Here is a 19,791-nt window from a genome sequence, read left to right as displayed (position 1 = left end):
TAGAGTGAGAATCAATTTGTCCATTTTTTTTGCCTACATTCGTTTACTCAACCAGATTAAATTCTTTGTCTGATAACTAATATCATGTCCGCTTAGTAGCGCGATCAAAAACTTTCTTCTTATCTTCCTTCTTTATTTCCTCCTGATATCAAATCCAGTTGAATACTTATCATATATTTGGGGGTGGAGAGTGTGGGGAGTTGGTTCGTGTGGGGAGAAGGGGAGGTGGAGAGATTGAAGGCGAGAAAGTGTGGATAGAATTATACACATATACTATAGAACCCCTAAGCGTATCTCTAAAAATTTAGGCGATCGCCAATCTCTTAAGCATTAGTCGAATAAAACACATATTAATCTTGGCAGTAGCATTTTCCAGGGTTCTTTTCCTGCGGAATGCTTCCCTACGGGATGCTACGCAAACGCAAACAAAATTTTTAGTCAAGCTTTTACACCTGTCCATCCAGGAATTGGTTCTTTCAATCACCCACCTTGCTTTAACGGGAACAAACCCTTTTTTTCCAAGATTCTCTTTCTCTAAAAGAGATGGTTTTGGCGATAGTTTAAACCGAATCTTAGTCATAATTGCCGGATAAATTTTCTTTAACTCCTCTATTATCTTTTCGGGATGGTATCCATTATCAAGTAAGATAGTAATCTTAGGAATATTGACTGGTTTGGATTTAAAATACTCGATGTTGTTTGATATCATTTCTATTAATCCTACATCATCAGAAACTGATGCTTTAGTACAGTGAGTAAAAAAGGGAAAACCGAGACTATCAACTGCTAAGTGCCTCTTAATTCCATTTGTAGATTTGTAAAAACAGAATCCTTTGGACTTGATACTAGCATTGCAAGTATTTTTCACTGCCTGGGAATCAATAATGATTAAAGTTGTCCCGGAGCGCTTTTTTTTTACCTGTTGACGTACTTGAGCCTGTAAAACATCTCTAATATTCTCAATTACTCCTTGAGAACGCCACTGTTTGTAATGCCAAAAAACTGTGGAATAAGGAGGCAAATATGCAGGGTAAATCACACCAATTACAACCATTCTTAAGTTGGTATAGGATACCATCAAGTATTTGCCTTTTCGTCCATTTTGTTGGACAAGTTTTCTTCTTTTTTGGTATGGGATGGTTCAACAAGAACCCATTCTTTATCTGTTAAACTGCTTGAATACGGCATTTGCCTAACTCTTTTTAGGATAATTGGCGATCGCTACTTAGTATAACCTTGGACGGAAAAGATACGCTTAGGGGTTCTATATAATCGGATTCTATATGACTCCTGACTCCTGTACGGGCGTTAACGATAGTTATGCGCAAGCTTTCGGCCGTTTGCTGACGCATAGCTGACGAATGGCGCCCCTACTACCTGACTCCTGACTCCTGAGTGCTCCGTTGTTACTTATTAAGTATTCAACCGGACATAATATAACTCCCATTTTTGATGAATTTCACTATAATTAATAAATCTATCACAAAATGACAGATTAAAAATTCTTAAACTTGCCACCAATAAGTAAATTACAGAAAGATTTAATAATGTTTGCCACTCAAATTAAAACTAACCAAACTTTAGATAACATACCTAACGATATATTTGAAGCGATCGCCCACCTCAAGCAAGAATTAAATGCTGTTATTTTAGCGCACTATTATCAAGAACCGGATATTCAAGATATTGCTGACTATATTGGTGACTCTCTCGGTCTTTCCAAACAAGCAGCAGAAACAGATGCAGATGTAATTGTCTTTGCCGGAGTTCATTTCATGGCGGAAACAGCAAAAATTCTCAACCCCAATAAACTGGTACTCCTCCCAGACTTAGATGCAGGTTGCTCTCTCGCCGATAGTTGCCCACCAGCAGAATTTGCCAAATTTAAAGCAGTCCATCCTGATGCAATAGTTATTTCTTACATTAATTGTACTGCTGCTATTAAAACAATGAGCGATATTATCTGCACCAGTTCCAACTCTGTCAAAATAGTTAAACAAATACCAGCAGACCAACCTATAATTTTGGCCCCAGACCGGAATCTGGGTCGTTATGTTATGGAGCAAACCGGACGAGATTTAATTTTGTGGGAAGGAAGTTGCATTGTTCACGAGACATTTTCTGAAAAAAAGATGGTGCAATTAAAAATAGAGCATCCCGAAGCTGAAATTATCGCTCATCCAGAATGCGAAACGAGTGTGTTGCGTCATGCTAATTATATTGGTTCGACCACTGCTTTATTGAAGTATTGTCAGGAAAACCAAAACCAAACATTTATTGCGGCAACCGAACCAGGAATAATTCATCAAATGCAAAAGAATGCACCTAGCAAAAACTTTATTCCTACACCAGTAATGAATAACTGTGCTTGCAACGAATGTCCTCACATGAGACTGAATACTTTGGAAAAACTGTATCTGGCAATGAAAAATCAGACACCTGAAATTACGATTCCTGAAGAAACCCGAGTAGCAGCATTGAAACCTATTCAAAAGATGTTAGAACTTTCATTTAATTAGGGTTTGCTGAATAAAGCATGAGTGGTAGGGGTAGGAGACAGGAGACAGGAGACAGCTATACTGGAGGAACGGGGAATTGAGAGGAGCTAGGAGTAAGAATTGTCCTGAGATTTTTCTGTCCGAAGGTTTGCCTTTTATGCGCTCCATGCATGAGGGTTTTAGACTAAAACAAGCGCACCCCGTGAGGAATCCAATAAAACTAAAACCAAAACCAGTCAATGGTTTGAGGATTAATCAGCAAACCCTAATTAGGCAAAAGTAAAAATAACAGAAGCAGTAATATAGAAATAATCAAAATAATAGACATCTTCAGAAAGTAGGGAGTACGGGACTAGGGGAGTGGGGGAGTAGTAAACATAAGAATAATAGACCTCTCTAAAAGTCAAAAGTAAAATCAATTCTTATCAATAAATTATCAATTACTTCTCCCAATTAGACATCTCAAAAAGTCAAAAATCAAATCAATTATCCTACTCTTATTCATCAATCATTTCTCCCTACTCCCTGCTCCCTCTTTTGGAGGAGATGTCTATTGCCCATTACCTATTCCCTGTTCCCTCTTTTATGGAGATGTCTAAATATACGATCGCTAGCTTAATAATTGCTCAAAACATTATTGAATTCTACTAATTACTTAATCGTTGAAGTCTTGCATAAGTATAGCATTGTTTTTGAGAAATAGTATGAAAAAATAACTTCTGTACCTTGCCCTACTGACTTTTAACTTCGTTAAAGTATTCTTTCATTTAGTAAATTATTATGACAACAACTGTAGCTACTCCTGATAATACCTTAGCAACAATTCAAGCAGCTTTACCCATCGATCCACAACCTTATATTATTGGCGATCGCCCTGCCGGATTAATTGTAGTAGATGTAATTAACGGTTTTTGCACTGTTGGTTTTGGTCCATTAGCACCGCAAGAACCTAACGAACAAATTGCTGCAATGATTTCACAGAGCGATCGCCTAGCCAGAACTTTTGTTGAACGAGGTTGGCCAGTTTTAGCATTTTTAGATACTCACGAACCAGGGAAGCCAGAACCTCCTTATCCTCCTCATTGCGAAAAGGGAACTGGAGAAGAAGAACTTGTCCCAGAACTTAAATGGTTACACGATCACCCCCTAGTAACATTAATTCCCAAGGATTGTATTAATGGATTTATCGGTTCTATTGAGGTTAATACTCAACGTAATGTATTGTTAAACTGGATAAATGAATACAAACTGGAAGTCTTAGTTGTGGTAGGAATTTGCACCGATATCTGTGTGATGGATTTTGTTGTAACTATTCTGTCGGTTCGTAATCATGGTTTAGTGCCTACTTTAAAAGATGTGGCTGTATATGAAAAAGGTTGTGCGACCTTTGACCTCACAGCAGAAATGGTAGCGGAGCAAGGTTTACCAAAAACTGCTATTCATCCACAGAAAGTATCACACCATATCGGATTATATAAAATGGCCGAACGCGGTGCATTTATTGCTTCTACTATTGAACTTTAGAGGGCGATCAACTGTTATATAAAATCCGGTTGAATACTTATTATTATAGTTAGGAGAGATGGGGAGATTGAATATTGAAGTTTGAATAGAATTATAAAGATATACGATATAAACGAATTTTATATTAGACATCTCCAAAAATCAAAAATAAAATCAATTATTCTACATAACTTATCAGTTCATTCCCCCTATTACCTATTCCCTCTTTTCTGGAGATGTCTATTTATTCAAATGCTGTTAGAATTGAAGGCACTGCTGAGGGGCAGGATGAATATAAGTGGGGAAAATATAAGGAACGGGCAAGATGCCCATTCCACAAAACTATTAAAATCATCCCGCATTTATGCAACGTCGAGTTGAAAATTGAAAAGTCAAACCGAAACATAATAACCTCTGAATATAAATATAAGTTAATCTAAACAATTTTTGATCAGTAAGGGAAAAAATTGTAAAAAAGTAGCCGAATTTTGAGAAAGCAATTATAATCTCTCTAATATGTAAACAATGAGCAAGTACTCTTCTTGTCCTCTCTTAATTGCAGGGGATAGTCTACTGCTAACTATAAATATTTATCTGAAATTTCCCATAGAAAAGCTTTGCTCAAAAAAATTCTACACCTAAAAGTAGACGGGAATATGGTAGCCCTGTTGCTTTCCTTTCCTACGGAATGCTGCGCAAACAGCACGGGGTGGAAATACAATATGGTGGCTTGAGCCACAGCGTAAATCAATCATGGTGAGGGTCATTAATGTATTTTTGAATAACTGCCGAACTAACTTGTCCAGTAGTATCATAAAAATAAGCATGAGTCCATAAAGTAGGCAATTTCATCAGATGTGGAAACTCTAGTCTTAGCAGTCTGGAAGACCGACCCTTAAAAGCTCTCACAATACTATTAATAGGAGTTTTTGGGCCAAATTCGACCAAGGCGTGTAGATGGTCAGGAGCGATTTCTAAAGCTTTAATAATCCATTCATGCTCTACTGCTACTTCCTCAAGTATCTGACTTAATCGAGTTTTTACTTTTCCTACTAAAACAGGTTTTCTACGTTTAGGTATCCAAATTAAATGTACTGTTGCAGAACCAACTGAGTGTTTATTATGTCTGTATGTTTTAGCCATAATAGTTGATGTCTTTTAGCTATTGACAAAATATTGTAGCTCAGATATTGTAGATAGCAAGTTTCCTTATACAATTCATGTTTTGCGTTCATAATGTCTAGAGCTACCACTCCATCATTTATAACAGAGCTACCATTAAAGGTCAGTAGTCAACAAAACCGAGAACTAGAAGCTAGGTTTAATGCTGCTATGAGACTTTATAATGCTTGCTTAAATGAAGCTAAGGTTAGGATGGAATTGGTCAAAAACTCAAGCGCTTATCAACAGGCAAAATCATTGCCATTATTTGTTACTAGAAATAACAAACAACTAGCAAATCCTGAACGGAAACAGTTATTTAATGAAGCCAGAAAACAATATCGTTTTAGTGACTTTGGACTACAAGCTTTTGCCACATTAACTGCTAATAGAGCTAAATGGATTGCTGAAAAAATTGATTCTAATACTCAACAAAAACTAGCTACTCGTGCTTTTAATGCTGTAGAAAAAGTTCTGTTCAACAAGGCTAAAAAAGTTAGATTTAAGATAACTACTAGGTTTAGGTCAATAGAAGGCAAATCTAACAAGCAAGGGTTACGCTGGAAAAGCAGTTTAGTAGTTTGGGGGAAGCTGAAACTACTACCTATAATTCCTAAAAATAATCCAGTCATAGAACATGGCTTAAACAGCAAAGTTAAATATGTTCGATTAGTCTGGCGAGAATTAAACGGTAAAAAGCGATGGTTTGTTCAGCTTATCTGTGAAGGTCAGCCATATGAAAAACCTCAAAATTATGTCAGCTCAGGAACTATAGGACTAGACTTAAATATTTCTAATGTTGCAATTGTAGCTGATGACTATGCAGGATTATTACCATTGGCCGATAAAGTTCCTACTTATCAAAAGGAAATCAGGCAACTACAGCGTAAGATGGAACGTTCTAGAAGAGCTAACAATCCTGACAAATATGAGTCTAATTTCCAGAAGCGTGTAGGTCGTAAAATTGTCACAAAGAAAGGCCAGCTAAAAAAAGGGCAACAAACCAAGTGGTGCCATTCAAAACATTACTATAAAACTGCCATTAAAAAACGTGAATTAGAGCGTAAAAAAGCTGCTTATACTAAAAGTCAAAATCGTCGATTAGTTAATGATATTTTACGCCATGGTAGCACAATTAAAACAGAAAATGTTTCTGTAAAAGCGTGGCAGAAAATATGGGGAAAAGCTATTTCTAATAAGTCGCCAGGATTTTTTATTTCAGAACTACACCGCAAAGCCGAAAATGCTGGCGGTCAGTTCATCAAGTTTTCTACCCAAAAAACAGCACTATCTCAAACTCACCTGACAGGTAATCGTGTGAAGAAAACTTTATCTCAAAGAGTTCACACAGATGAAACAGGTGTAGTTATGCACCGCGATTTATTTAGTGCTTTTTTGGCTAGACACATTAATGAGGATGAGCTTTCATTGCATGATGCACTACAAGAGTATCAAAGGTTGGAACCAGTCTTGCAGGAGGCATGGGAGCATTATCAAATAAATTGCAAACAAGTAAGCTTGTCTGAAAGTAGGTCGGCTCATTCGCCCTCAGAGCAATTCTCCTGTTACCTTAAGAAGCTCTCAACCAGATAAGTCAGTGCGGACTAAAAGTTGAGGTAATTTCTGTGGACTCCCCGCTGCTTCAGCACGGGGAGGGTTCAATGATTTATTTCTAGATCAAATAAATAACTTTATACGAATGCCAAAATTACAATCTCCAAGTATTTCTCCCTACTTTGATGTTATAGTAGTAGGCTCGGGTGCGGCAGGACTTTATGCTGCACTTTGTTTACCTACTCATCTTAGAGTTGGTTTAGTTACTAAAGGTGTCATAAATATGGGTTCCAGTAACTGCGCTCAAGGAGGCATTGCTGCAGCTATTGACCCGTCGGACAACCCGAACTTACACTTAGAAGATACCCTCAAAGCTGGTGCAGGTTTGTGTGACCCCGAATCCGTAAAATTTATGGTGGAAAGTGCAGAAGAAGCGATCGCTCATCTAGTAGAAATGGGTGTTGCTTTTGACCGCAAAGGAGAAAAACTGGCAATGACTTTAGAAGCTGCCCACTCACATCCTCGTGTACTTCATTCCGCAGATACTACAGGTAGAGCCATTATTGATACACTTACAGCAAAAGTTTTAGAACGTCAAAACATTCAAGTTATTTCTCAGGCAGTAGCATTAAATTTATGGCTAACTCCACAGAAAAATCGCGTCCAAGGTATTAGTCTTCTCCATCAAAGTAAAATTCAGTGGTTAAAATCTTCTGTAGTTGTGTTGGCAACGGGTGGAGGCGGTCAAATATTTGCTCAAACAACTAACCCGGAAGTTAGTACCGGGGATGGAGTAGCAATAGCTTGGCGTGCGGGAGCTGTTTTACGAGATTTGGAATTTTTCCAATTTCATCCTACTGCTTTAACTAAACCAGGCGCTCCTCATTTTTTGATTAGTGAAGCTGTGCGGGGAGAAGGAGCACATCTAATTGACGAACGCGGAAACCGTTTTGCTTTTGAATATCATCCTGCTGGAGAGTTAGCACCAAGAGATGTTGTCAGTAGAGCTATTTTTCATCACTTGCAAAAAACTACAGATGACCCTACCCAAGCTCATGTTTATTTAGATTTGCGACCTATTGCTCCCGAACGCATTCGTTATCGCTTCCCCAATATTATCAATGTTTGCAAACAATGGGGTATTGATGTTTTTCAAGAACCTATTCCGGTTGCTCCTGCTGCTCATTATTGGATGGGTGGAATTGCTTGCGACTTAATGAGTCAAACCTCAATTCGTGGACTCTATGCTATCGGGGAAACAGCAAGTACAGGGGTTCATGGAGCAAATCGTTTAGCGAGTAATTCTTTGTTGGAATGTTTAGTCTTTGCTTCTCAACTATCTCGCATTGAAATTCAGCCAAATTTAGTTGCGCCTAATTCTGAGGTGTCACAGGTAGACTTTAATTGGAGTGGGGATATGGAAAAGATAGAATTGATTCGCAAAATGTTACCGAGTTTAATGTGGGAAAGTGCGGGTATCTGTCGTGAAGGAGATTTGTTAGATAGAGCGCTACATAAAATTAATAATTGGCGAGAAAGTTTGACAGGTTTGGATGTAGTTCAATTTTTAACAAATCTATTACCTAACCAGATGATAGACTTAAGTTCGACTGATGCAGAACAACAATTGCGGATGGTTACAGAAACTCTCAATCTTTTGGATCTAGGATATTTAATTCTCAAAAGTGCTGCATGGCGCACTGAAAGCAGAGGTGGACATTATCGTAGCGATTATCCTCAAACTACCGACCGTTGGAGAGTACATACTTTGGTACAGGGCGATCGCTCCTGGAAATCATCAATGACGATTAATTCTGAAGAGTTAAAAATCAAAAGTATGGCAGTTGAGGCATAATATTACCTCAGGTTAACTACTGAATTATAATTCTATCATGTCCGTTTATATCGTTAGTGTAAAACCAAGGGTGAATATCTACAGGAAATAATGGTTTTTTTCTTGCGAGGGTAGCCTTCGGACCTCTTTCCTCTTCCTTCGGACCTCTTCCTTTTTCCTTACCTTTGTTATACAAGACCGATGCTACCGGAGATGATATTATAATTCTATCATGTCCGGTTGAATACTTATAAATTAAATAGCGATCGAACTCTGTGACACTGGAGTGAAAAAACAACTTTCTCCTGTTGTATGCTTATTTAGGGTTTGCTGAAAAAGTCTGCATGGTAGGGGTAGGAGTCAGAACTCAGGAGGACCGAGTCAGGAGTAATGGAGAATTTAGAGGAGGTAGTCGGATATATTTATCCCTTTATTTTTTTTGCCGTAGTGAGCCTTGAATTCTAACTTTTTGGTCGCTCAAGCTTAAAAAGTTGCACTTTTTTTCGTTCTAAAAAAGGCACTTACCGAAAAGCCACGTTGAGAGCAAGCGTGTTTTAACCGGGGGATGAAAACAAGGGAGTCGTTTAGACTATACAACTTTAGTTGTCCTGTGCTATTATCTGGATATACAAATGTTTAGACAAAAGTAAGCAGAAAGCTAGGTTTAGACTTGAGCTGACTGTGTAGGGGCACCGCGGAAATTGTCCCCAAAGAATATATCTTTGGTCAGCTAAGAACAGACGGAGCAACACGGATTTATCCTGTTGCGTAGTATCAACTTAGAATCCCCGTGACTTAAGTCCGGGGAGTAGTCAAATTTATCTGTAAATGCTTTTAGATTAGATCGGTCACGCCCTATTGACCTAAAAATTGTTGTATAAAGCCTCCCCTTTTAGAGCTGATATTATGTCCGGTAGCATCGGTATTGTATAGCTAAAGTAAGGAAGAAGGAAGAAGGAAGAAGGAAGAGGGAAGAAGGCTTAAAAGCTTGAAAAAACGTAAATTTCTTCTACAGGACTTACGCAAAGGCACTATATATAGCGTCTACTAATTTAGGCGATCGCTTAAAAAATTATAGCGATTGCTGACGCAAAGCTCCGAATGGCGCCTCAAGACAATTACCATTGTTAAAACAAGGGTAAAAAAACACCTATAAAATCAAGATAGCCCTGAATTTTATTGTGGGCTTTTTCAGCTCTTGGAGCAGATAATCTGAGAGTAATTCATGTTTAACTTGATAAATAGTTTTTCCTATTTTCACTGCTAATCTTTTTAAGAAATTCCAGACTAACATAGCACAGGCTATATGATTTTTTTGAATGTCCCTGAGACGACATTGACAAAATTCAATACCTGTTAATTGCTTAATTTCTCTGTGAAATTCTTCAATCTTCCACCTAGTTTGAGATTCAAATTCTACAGCATCTACTGAAGATTGACTTAAGTCATTAGTAACAACATATTCTGTTCTGTTGGTAGAAACAGTTGCCCAGAATAGCTTGACTTTTTTATCTCTTGGAAAACCTTTAATTTTAATTATTTTACCTGATATTTTTTCCGACTCATTCCAACTTAATTCTCCTATGTTTTTATATTTTTCACTTGCGACCACTATCATCTACTAAACGATTTCTTTTTAAGGGACAGTAATAAATTTTTCCATATTATCTATCAATCCCATTAACCTTTGTGTTGCATACCAACTATCCATTAACACAGTCTTAAATGGTAATTTTTATTATTTACCACACAGAGAATCATTTCTTCCACATGATCTATTTTGTTTTTTTTATCACTATCTGGGTCATAAATCCGATAATCTATTAGCCAAAATTGTTCAATTGTTTGGTTAAAATATATACAATTTACAATCCCTATACCACGGACTACTTTATGCTCATTACCACTGTACTGTCGCCTAACCAACTCAATTTTATTACTATGTTTTTTGTTAAGAACTGTGTCATCAAAGATTAAATAACCTTCTGTATTAGTTATAATTTCTTTTTTAACATTTATCCATAAATCCTGGCTATCAAATTTTTCTATTTTTAAATAGCGATTTATCATGTCATGGCTAACATTTTCTAGGTGATTTGCTAAATTTGTAATGGTATAATTTGTATGATAATTGAGTAGATATTGACAATAATCAATATAGCTGAAGTTCATCCTGTTAGCTAAAATTAACAATAATGTAATCCTACAATAATCAGAGTATTTTGGCAAAAATGATTTACAATTAGCAACATCTAAATAGAGCGAAAATAAATTATATTAGCGTATCTTTGTATTAGTTATTGTAATTTTGATGTTCAGGCGATCGCTATAATTTGTCAAGCGATCGCCTAGATCAATAGACGCTATATATAGTGTATGTGCGTAAGTCCTGTTCTAGATATTCACCCTTGGTTTTGCACAAACGATAGCAGCGGACATGATATGATTTATAAACTGAGCTAAAACTCTTATGCTATCTAGGTCTCAGGAATTTATGGTTGACTGACCGAAAATCGGCAAAACCTTTGTCCTGTAATAAATTAAGCCTTTTAATATTTACTTTATAAATCAGCTCTTAAGGGGATAAAAAGAAAAAATTTCCTTTGAGTCAATCTTATCCGTTTTAAAGGAGAGTTCATTTGGTAAAGGGAGGCTTCAAGGCGCGAATTATTTAATTATTAATTATTAATTATTCGGTAATTCTAAATTATAAATTCTAAATTATTGAACTTCTTTCTACACTCTGAACCCTTAATAGATTGCTATTCAACCGGATAATATCGTACTAATTATTATTAGTATTATTGCTAATTGTACGTTTTATTTTTGGAAATTTCCTAGTCTCAAATCTCTGAAATTGAAACTTCATTCACTATATTGGTTTTCAACCAACCGACAATTTTTGCTGATTTTATTGAAATAGTTAAATCAATTTCAGGTTGGTAAGATACACCTATTTTGATTATCGATTCTATATTTCCAAAACCTATAACTTTATCTCTCATCAGTCTCATATTTGTTGTATTGTTTCAAGTTATAAATATTTCAGTTTAGAGTTGACATTTAAGCAAATTTATTAGTGTAATTTTTGCGTGCAATATTTATCAATCTAATACAACCTTTTTTAAGGTAGGTATATATTTATTTTCAGATATTTCTGCTTTAGTAATTCCTAACTCTAAAATCATAGCTATAATTTCAGAATGTTTGAAAGGTTTACTAAGATAGCCATCTGCACCATATTTCATTGCTTCATGGTAGTCACTTTCATCATTCTTGCTAGTGCAAAAAATGACAGGAATCTTCTGTAGTTGAGTATCGGACTTAATTTGAGTACATACAGCATAGCCATTTAATTTTGGTATCATAATGTCTAGAAGTACTAGATCTGGTTTTTCACAATAAATTTTTTCTATGGCTTCAACACCATTATTAGCTTCTATTACTTTTAATCCTAGTTTTATAAGAGAGTAAGAAATAATCTTCTTATCCGTAGGATTATCTTCTACCAATAAAATTCTTTTCTTGAGCATTTTTCTATAATTATCCTCGTTTATATATCTATATATAGAGAAGTTGTTTGTTTATGTAGCTGCTCTATATCAGTAAGTAAGGAAGCAATCTCAAGGGTATGAGGTGCATCAACATTTCGTTAGATATTTAGGTTTATTTATGCCTACCTATTCATTTATTAGTTTGAACGAATACTTTTGTAGTAATGATATAATATTAAACAGAAATGTATTAAATAAAAAGTGATAATTCGATTGTAATTGTGTGACTTTAGTCACTTAGTAATATGGCAGGTTTAACTAGCTATCAGCTTTTAGCTATCAGCTAGCCTCTTGTAGAGGAACTTCGGACTTCAGCTTAAGCGTAGCTCCAGGTAAAACCATTTCTCAAAAACTTTTCTACATTTTGTTGAGCAGGGGACCCACCCTAGCCCCTCCCCGACCGTGGAGGGGAAATAGGGAGTGGGTAGGGACGTTGCATAAGGGCGTCCGTACAGGGAGAAGCAAACATAAGAATAATTAACATTAACGCAAGCTGAAATTAGTATGCAAAGTGATTTTGCTTGTACCGATCAGTTGACAACTGAAGTACTGCCCAAGTATAGCAATAATATAGAATCCAGTTATACAGTATATGTTTATAATTCTATCCACACTTTCTCGCCTTCAATCTCTTGACCTCCCCTTCTTCCCACACGAACCAACTTCCCACACTCCCCACCCCCAAATATACGATAAGTATTCAACCGGATTTGATATAATGCATGGGAATTGGTATAAAACTCCCCGACTTCTGAGTCAGCAGGATGGCCCTCGGAGGAGTTTAAATCTCTCGATCAACATCTCAAAAAAAATTTACCGATCGCTGTTTGCGCAGCATTCCGCAGGAAAAGCTGACCGCTGAATACTCCTTTAATAACCCACCGTTAACGGGGGAGCTTAAAATTATTTGGGGTTATTAACTGTTAAACTTAAACTGTAGAAAATAGTTGTCAAACGTAGAAAAGTATTGTAATATTAAACAAGTTAATAGAAAACGTAAATTTAGGCAATGAATGATTTCGAGCATTATAGTAATCACGGGCGAGGGCCATAAAATTTGAGTAGACAGACCCATGAAAGTTGTTGACAGACATATAATTAGACGAACACATAACTTTTGGCAGGTGTGTGATGAGTTAGCTTTTAAGTCAAAAAACCTATATAACTTGGCTAACTATCACTGTCGTCAGCATTTTTTCTGTACTGGTAAAAGTCTCTCACTAACTAAACTGTACCACGCCACCAAAGATAGCGATGCTTATAGAGCCTTGCCAACTAAAGTATCAAAACAAATAATAAAATGCTTGGTTGCCACTTGGCGTGGCTATTTTCAAGCTATAAAAGAATGGTTAAAATATCCAGGGAAGTTTTTAGGTAAACCCAAAATACCAAAGTATAAGAATAAAACTCAAGGTAGGAATGTAGTTATATATTCAAAGGAATCAGTCTATAAAGCCCCTTTAAAAGATGGTATTTGTCACTTATCAATGAGTGATATCAAAATACCTGTAGTTGTGGATACTGTAATCGAAGTAAGGATAGTACCTGCTACTGCCTGCTATATAATTGAAGTAGTGTATGAAAAAACTCTTCAGCCACAAATACACTCAACATATGTAGCCGGAATAGACTTAGGAATTGACAGATTAGTTGCTCTATCTACAAATAAGCCTGGTGTTAAACCACTGCTGATTAATGGGAAGCCACTAAAAAGCGTCAATCAACTATATAACAAGCGAAAAGCCAAGTACCAAAGTAACCTCAAAGGGAACAGAAAAACTAGCCGTAAGATTGAAGCATTAAGTTATCATAGAAATCGTTTTGTGGAGAATTACCTGCATAACACCAGCAAGTTAGTCGTAAATTATTTAGTGAAGAGTAATATTGGTACTGTAGTAATTGGAAAAAATGATAATTGGAAACAAGGTGCAAACATTGGCAAAATCAACAACCAAAAATTTACTCAAATACCTCACTCCAAGCTAATTGAACAGATAACTTATAAATGTCAACTGGCAGGAATCAAGGTAATTGAAACAGAAGAAAGTTACACCAGTAAAACATCTGCGGTTGACTTAGAAAAACCGATATGCCATGAAAACTATGTAGGTAAACGAGTAAAACGTGGTTTATTTAGGAGTGGAACTGGTATAGTTATTAATGCCGATGTTAATGGCAGTCTTCAAATAATTAGAAAGAAATTCCCAGGGGCATTTACTGCCGAGGGAATAGTGAGCTGCGCCGTACAGCCAGTATTGGTTAATCCAATATCAAGATAAAGGCTGTTACAATTTTCTACAGTTTTTTTCGTACGGTTTGTAGATATGAAGTGACCAGTAGTTGACTATCCATCAGCAATTAGAACTTCTGCCTTTCAGTTTGTCATGCTGCGCAAACAGCTCCCGCTGCTTTCTGCCTTCTTCAATCTTCCAACTTCTTTATATTCACTATAACTATATATTATTAGCAATTAACTCAAAGAAACAGGGAACTTTTTAGAGAGAAAATTTTTCAACTCAATCATTAGGTCTTCATTGCTTCTGCTGGCTTCCCAAATTCCAGAAGTCGATCTACCTATTTGCCATTTTCCTTCCATAAAATTTTCATCTTCAGAAACAGTTCCAACATAATAAATAATGTATTGTGAATTTGTAAGATAAAGCTTTGTAAAACTAATTTTGCGTCCAATAACTTCACCCTTTAGTATAGCTTCTCCTAAATAACTGTCATCTAATATATTTCCACTCAAAGTATTACCACCTTGAATCAAAGTAGCTTCAAATCTTGTAGGATTTCCCTGTTGCCAATAAGTACCTAACCAACTTCCACTTAAATTTACCATTAGAGTTAATCTGCCTCCTGCCCTCTTACTTTCCTGAGTGTACCTCACGCTTACTAAGAAACGCTATATCTCAGTAAGTTATTGAAAATTATCTTTAGCAATTTTTTTTCATCTTAGTTGATCGACAGCTATATATCAAACAAATAAATTAAAAGTATTTATCTGCAAATAACGATCGAATTAATTAATAAATACTATGATTTATAAAAGATTAAATGCCATTGTAGTTATAAGTTTTAGCTATGTATAAAAATATCAAATTTTAAGTTATGTTACTGACCTAAATCAATCAAATAAATTTGAATCCATATTTTTCCAAAATTTTAATATTTTTACTCTGTAATACTTAATACCTACACCAAGAAAAAATTTCACTACTTAAACTAAGTTAATCAACAGGACATTTTGGCCAAAATACTCAACATAAATTTAGCTATAAAGCTGGTCATTTCAGTTATCAGTTAGCCCCATAAGGTCGTAACTGCGGACTTCAGTTATCAGTTATCAGTACCTCTGCAATAAGGAGGCTTGACATAAAAAATATGCTCTTTTTTTTCTCCCCTTAAAAGGGGAGGCGCATACCCACAATTTTTTGGTCATAATAAAATCTAGTAGCCAAAATCAACTGAAATCTTAATTAATTTTTCTACTTTCTACTTTCTTCTATAGTTAAGCTATTATAAAATCTAAGAGGTAAGTTGCTATTCTATAGCTTAGTTCTAGTGCCAATCAAAGTATAAAAATTAAGGCACAGTTAATGTTAACTATAAAAACCGGGAAACTAAAAAAATCTTTAAAATCAAACTATTGCAGAAAAAATGAGCAAAAATAAACAATTATTAAATCAACGTAAACAACTTCCTGAACCTCAACTAGATGATTTTTTTAAGGTATTTAGTCAGTCTCCAGTAGGTACGTCAACTTGGAATTGGATTTTAACTCACTCTCGTTCTGGAAAAGATAGAATTTTTTTGCCTCTATCTACAGGAACAGGGTTAACAACAGATTATGAACCATTATTTTTATTAAAAGTGTCTTCAGGGAAAAGTTGGAACTTAGAAAGTTCTGTAAAAGTGACTGCTAAAGCAGGAGTTTTTATCACAAAAGTAGGTTCTATATTTGTTGCACCACTATATGTACTTTTCAAGTTATCTGGAAATGATTATATTTATCACATCTGGATTAATCATTATGGTGGAGATATTTTACCTTCTCCTCTATACAAGCTGCAAAAAATGCCATATTTAACTCTACTGTTAATAGAAGATAAAACTCAGCCAGAAAGAGCAATCAAAATTGAGAATCAAATAAACTGGTCAAGTTTAATAACAAAAATTGAATCAGTTTCATCTTGGGATAGAGGTGTCTTTGAGAAGTTTAATTCTTTAGCATATTCGGCTCAAGAATTGTGGAATAGAACAACAGAAGAACAAGTAAAAAAAACAACAATAGCTAAATTAAACGATCGCTTTAGAAATGGGGATAAAAGTTTAGGAGAATACAAAATGAGTAGGCAAGTATTAGCATTGCCAAGAAAAAGCAAAAACAACTTTTTAAAGAAATTCAAGATTTTTCTAATTTTACTTCAGAAAATGATCCTAGAGGTGAACATAATGTGGGTCAAGTTATCATGGATGGTGTAGAATATGTTTGGAAAATTGACTATCTAGACACAAGTATGATTATGCTCTCAGATGCACCAGAAGATATTAATAAAACTACTAGAGTATTATTGGTAATACGAGCTGATGAATATTAGATATCACTCAGGAGTCATTTCAGTTATCAGTTATCAGTTATCAGTTATCAGTACTTCTGCCTGTTTGTGCAGGATGACCTAGGAAAGTATTGGGATTGAAATATTGAAAATGAGGAATAGAAGGAGAAAGTTTTTTTGTTTAGCTGGCGCACAACGCACGTTAGACACACCTGGTAGCGCACTCGGTAGAGACAACATTCATTAATTGATAATGGATAATGGATAATTGATAATTACCTCTGGTTAAAACCGTTACGGAATTGAATATAAGGAAACATTATTTCTTTTTTTTCCCCTTAAAAGGGGAGGCTTTAAACCAGAATTATTTAATTATTAATTATTAATTATTCGGTAAGAAATGTTTTTCCCTGTCTAAGGTTCATTATTCAGTTTATTTCCTCACCAATTATTTCCTGTGCCATCAATAAGTTTAGCGGCTTGTAACTGTTACCTAATAATCTGGTATTATCTACAATAAGCTCCAATTATCTATTAGTTGTAGCTTACTAAAAACGGCTGATTTTGGCGTTTAATTGATGGATAAGATAGATTTTTTCATAAATGCAAAACAGTATTCAAGATATTAATAACTGAAAAAATTAAGGAATAAAATAGTGATTTCAGGAAAAGCAACAATAACGGCAACTAAGTCTTATGCCCAACTTCATCAAACAAAATGTACCCGAAAACACTTCCGAGAAATTAATAGCTTAACAATGAGTTCAATAGGTATCGGCACATATCTTGGAACGTCAGATGTCGCAACAGATGATTTAGTCACAGAAGCAATTATTAAATCAGTAAAAAGCGGGATAAATTTAATAGATACTGCTATTAATTATCGTTCTCAACATGGTGAAATGAGTGTGAAAGCAGCTCTTATTCAGTTAATAGAATCACAAATAGTATCGCGAGCAGAATTAATTATTTGTTCTAAGGGCGGTTTTATTCCTAACAGAGAAAGAGAAAAATGGTTTAAACAAGAGTATGTAGATAACTCCAAATTTAATATTCAAATGACAGATATGGTGGCAGGAATTCACTGCATGCACCCAGAATATATTCAAGACCAACTAGAACGTAGTTTAACAAATTTGGGAGTGGAAACTATTGATATTTATTATTTACATAATCCAGAAACTCAACTGGGAATTATTCCTTTAGAGGAATTTTATCGTCGTCTGAAAGCTGTTTTTGCAGTGTTAGAAAAAGCTGCTGATGCGGGAAAAATAACTGCTTATGGAATAGCTACTTGGCAAGGTTTTCGAGTGCCACCAACAGATGCTAAACACATAGACTTAGCTAAAGCTAAATCTATTGCTCAACAAATAGCAGGTGGAAAAGGCGATCGCTTCCAATTTATTCAACTGCCAGTAAACTTGACAATGCAAGAAGCAGTTAGCACTCCTACTCAACCTGTAGACGGCAAAATTTTACCCGCTATTACCGCAGCAAACCAATTGGGTATTAATGCGATCGCCAGTGCCTCCATTGCCCAAGCTAAAAATCTCGTGCAACTTCCCCAAAATATCATTGATGGCCTTGGCGAAAATCTGAAAACAGATGCAGTACGGGCTCTCCAATTTACCCGCAGCGTGCCTGGTTTATCTTCGGCCTTAGTAGGAATGAAATCTCCTAAGCATACAGCAGAAAATCTGGCTTTAACTAGCATTCCTCCATTAGATGCTGCGGACTTTGACCAGTTAATAGGTTGATTAGTAGGGGAGTGGCTCACACGGATTATGACACGGATAAACGGATAGGTCTGGGAGTATGGGGAGTAGGGGAGTGTGGGGAGATGGGGAGTAGTAGTACAGTAGTGGACTGACACACCTTAAATGGTGCATTAGATTCAATTCAAAAGTCATGCATTCAAAAGTCATGCATTAAGAATTTCAAGTTAAAAGCTAATGCACAGTTTTAGCTGTGTCAGTCTAGTAGGGTGTGAAGCGCGTGAGCGTAACACACCACAACCCTACATATATTGTCAGTGCGTAACTCCTCATTAAAATCTAGATGGTGCGTTACATTTCATTAACGCACCCTACTGGATTGTTTCACCTAAAATAGTGCAGAGCGCTTTTTTCGTCACCCCATCCCCCATCACCCCATCCCCCATCACCCCATTTTCTAATGCAACATTTAAGATGAAACAGTCCACTACTTGACTCTCCATTCATGGAGAAAAAAACGGTTGAGGGATGGATGGGTTACCTAACCATATCCAATCGACCAAGAGAAGAAAAAAATTCCCTTTTAACCCAATCCTCTTCTTTTCAAGGAGAGGTAATTCTAAATTCTAAATTCTAAATTCTAAATTCTAAATTCTTGATACTTGATACTTGACTAATCATTCCAGAATTGCTATATTAAAAATATCAGCAGTTAAAATCAAAGGTGATGGGTAGGCAGAAAGAGTTCAACAGAGATGAAGTATTAATGAAGGCAATGCAAACCTTCTGGTGTTATGGCTATGAAGGGACTTCCATACAAACCTTAGTTGATAAGATGGGTATCAACCGAGGCAGTCTTTATGATACTTTTGGCGATAAGCAATCTCTGTTTCATGAAGCGATCGCCTATTACGATTCTAGACTTGTGGCACCGATGATTAGTAAATTGGAAGCTGATGATGCTTCTAAACAAACCATTGTAGATATCTTTTATGGTATGATTGATTCTGCCGTAACAGATGAAGATCGTAAAGGCTGCTTAGTCACAAACACTGCTGTTGAACTTGGTGGCAACAACCCAGAAAGTGCTAAACAAATTGCTGCGAAGATTCAAGGAATTGAAAATGCACTGGAAAAAGCCTTAACTACAGCTCAAGAAAAAGGTGAAATTAATCAGAAACATGACTGCACTGCTGTAGCTAGATTTCTTACTTGTTGTTTACAAGGTTTACGGGTAGTTTCTAAAGTTAATCCTGACCGAAAAGCATTACAAGATATAGCTAAAATGGCTCTTTCTGTTTTATAGCAGTTAATAGGGAATAGTTCAATAATTAATAATTAATAATTAATAATTAATAATTAATAATTAATAATGACCTCTCCTTGAAAACGGATAGGATTGATTCAAAGGAA

16 protein-coding genes and 1 pseudogene are annotated in these 19,791 nt (G+C 35.8%); 9 read left to right on the top strand and 8 right to left on the bottom strand.

Annotation, left to right across the window (positions count from 1 at the left end; translation table 11 throughout):
- Positions 1-304 precede the first annotated feature (304 nt).
- Together SAGCYANO_RS29110 and SAGCYANO_RS50770 are read right to left on the bottom strand one after the other, a co-directional pair.
- A complete protein-coding gene (locus SAGCYANO_RS29110; protein WP_375340014.1) occupies positions 305-1,039 on the bottom strand; it encodes a transposase in 735 nt (244 codons plus the stop codon).
- On the bottom strand, positions 960-1,145 hold the full coding sequence (locus SAGCYANO_RS50770) for a transposase (RefSeq protein WP_375340016.1): 186 nt from the start codon (positions 1,143-1,145) through the stop codon (positions 960-962). The genes SAGCYANO_RS29110 and SAGCYANO_RS50770 overlap by 80 nt, the downstream gene beginning before the upstream one ends.
- A gap of 402 nt (positions 1,146-1,547) precedes the next feature.
- On the opposite strand from SAGCYANO_RS50770, the gene nadA reads away from it, so the two are divergent.
- Both nadA and SAGCYANO_RS29095 read left to right on the top strand, forming a co-directional pair.
- A complete protein-coding gene (gene nadA / locus SAGCYANO_RS29100) occupies positions 1,548-2,519 on the top strand; it encodes a quinolinate synthase NadA (RefSeq protein ID WP_202223332.1) in 972 nt (323 codons plus the stop codon).
- Positions 2,520-3,278: 759 nt separating this feature from the next.
- Positions 3,279-4,022 (top strand): isochorismatase family protein, encoded by a 744-nt coding sequence (locus SAGCYANO_RS29095; RefSeq protein ID WP_202223258.1) that lies wholly within the window; start codon positions 3,279-3,281, stop codon positions 4,020-4,022.
- A 726-nt stretch (positions 4,023-4,748) separates the two neighbouring features.
- On the opposite strand, the gene tnpA is transcribed toward SAGCYANO_RS29095, so the two are convergent.
- Positions 4,749-5,144 (bottom strand): IS200/IS605 family transposase, encoded by a 396-nt coding sequence (tnpA, locus tag SAGCYANO_RS29090; RefSeq protein WP_202223257.1) that lies wholly within the window; start codon positions 5,142-5,144, stop codon positions 4,749-4,751.
- A gap of 93 nt (positions 5,145-5,237) precedes the next feature.
- On the opposite strand from tnpA, the gene SAGCYANO_RS29085 reads away from it, so the two are divergent.
- Together SAGCYANO_RS29085 and nadB are read left to right on the top strand one after the other, a co-directional pair.
- Entirely contained in the window at positions 5,238-6,755 is a 1,518-nt protein-coding gene (locus SAGCYANO_RS29085; protein ID WP_202223256.1) for a transposase, read from the top strand.
- A gap of 106 nt (positions 6,756-6,861) precedes the next feature.
- Positions 6,862-8,571 carry an L-aspartate oxidase gene (gene nadB, locus SAGCYANO_RS29080; protein WP_202223255.1) on the top strand — a complete coding sequence of 570 codons (1,710 nt, stop codon included), beginning with the start codon at positions 6,862-6,864 and terminating at the stop codon, positions 8,569-8,571.
- 16 nt (positions 8,572-8,587) lie between these two features.
- On the opposite strand, the gene SAGCYANO_RS45890 is transcribed toward nadB, so the two are convergent.
- The 4 genes and pseudogenes from SAGCYANO_RS45890 to SAGCYANO_RS29060 all read right to left on the bottom strand — a co-directional run bounded on the left by SAGCYANO_RS45890 (position 8,588) and on the right by SAGCYANO_RS29060 (position 12,062).
- Entirely contained in the window at positions 8,588-8,848 is a 261-nt protein-coding gene (locus tag SAGCYANO_RS45890) for a hypothetical protein (RefSeq protein WP_237396822.1), read from the bottom strand.
- An 852-nt stretch (positions 8,849-9,700) separates the two neighbouring features.
- Positions 9,701-10,722: pseudogene (locus tag SAGCYANO_RS29070) on the bottom strand (transposase).
- Between the two features lie 671 nt (positions 10,723-11,393).
- A complete protein-coding gene (locus tag SAGCYANO_RS29065; RefSeq protein ID WP_202223253.1) occupies positions 11,394-11,555 on the bottom strand; it encodes a hypothetical protein in 162 nt (53 codons plus the stop codon).
- Between the two features lie 99 nt (positions 11,556-11,654).
- Positions 11,655-12,062 carry a PleD family two-component system response regulator gene (locus SAGCYANO_RS29060; protein ID WP_237396821.1) on the bottom strand — a complete coding sequence of 136 codons (408 nt, stop codon included), beginning with the start codon at positions 12,060-12,062 and terminating at the stop codon, positions 11,655-11,657.
- Between the two features lie 1,115 nt (positions 12,063-13,177).
- Here SAGCYANO_RS29060 and SAGCYANO_RS29055 point away from each other — a divergent pair.
- On the top strand, positions 13,178-14,383 hold the full coding sequence (locus tag SAGCYANO_RS29055) for an RNA-guided endonuclease TnpB family protein (protein WP_202223251.1): 1,206 nt from the start codon (positions 13,178-13,180) through the stop codon (positions 14,381-14,383).
- Positions 14,384-14,574: 191 nt separating this feature from the next.
- Here the strand turns inward: SAGCYANO_RS29055 and SAGCYANO_RS29050 are convergent, their stop codons facing one another.
- A complete protein-coding gene (locus SAGCYANO_RS29050) occupies positions 14,575-14,946 on the bottom strand; it encodes a hypothetical protein (RefSeq protein ID WP_202223250.1) in 372 nt (123 codons plus the stop codon).
- Positions 14,947-15,764: 818 nt separating this feature from the next.
- On the opposite strand from SAGCYANO_RS29050, the gene SAGCYANO_RS45885 reads away from it, so the two are divergent.
- The 4 genes from SAGCYANO_RS45885 to SAGCYANO_RS29035 all read left to right on the top strand — a co-directional run bounded on the left by SAGCYANO_RS45885 (position 15,765) and on the right by SAGCYANO_RS29035 (position 19,684).
- Positions 15,765-16,589 carry a hypothetical protein gene (locus tag SAGCYANO_RS45885; RefSeq protein ID WP_237396820.1) on the top strand — a complete coding sequence of 275 codons (825 nt, stop codon included), beginning with the start codon at positions 15,765-15,767 and terminating at the stop codon, positions 16,587-16,589.
- Positions 16,508-16,705 (top strand): DUF3768 domain-containing protein, encoded by a 198-nt coding sequence (locus SAGCYANO_RS29045; protein ID WP_237396834.1) that lies wholly within the window; start codon positions 16,508-16,510, stop codon positions 16,703-16,705. The genes SAGCYANO_RS45885 and SAGCYANO_RS29045 overlap by 82 nt, the downstream gene beginning before the upstream one ends.
- A gap of 614 nt (positions 16,706-17,319) precedes the next feature.
- Positions 17,320-18,420, top strand: a complete 1,101-nt coding sequence (locus SAGCYANO_RS29040) for an aldo/keto reductase (protein WP_202223249.1) — start codon at positions 17,320-17,322, stop codon at positions 18,418-18,420.
- Positions 18,421-19,105: 685 nt separating this feature from the next.
- Complete coding sequence (locus SAGCYANO_RS29035; RefSeq protein ID WP_202223248.1) at positions 19,106-19,684, top strand: TetR/AcrR family transcriptional regulator; 579 nt, start codon at positions 19,106-19,108, stop codon at positions 19,682-19,684.
- Positions 19,685-19,791 lie beyond the last annotated feature (107 nt).

The sequence above is a fragment of the Okeania sp. KiyG1 genome (genome assembly GCF_014132355.1).
Classification (GTDB): Bacteria; Cyanobacteriota; Cyanobacteriia; order Cyanobacteriales; family Microcoleaceae; genus Okeania.
Note: the sequence above shows the minus strand (reverse complement) of the source record. Positions and strands in the feature narration are given on the sequence as shown.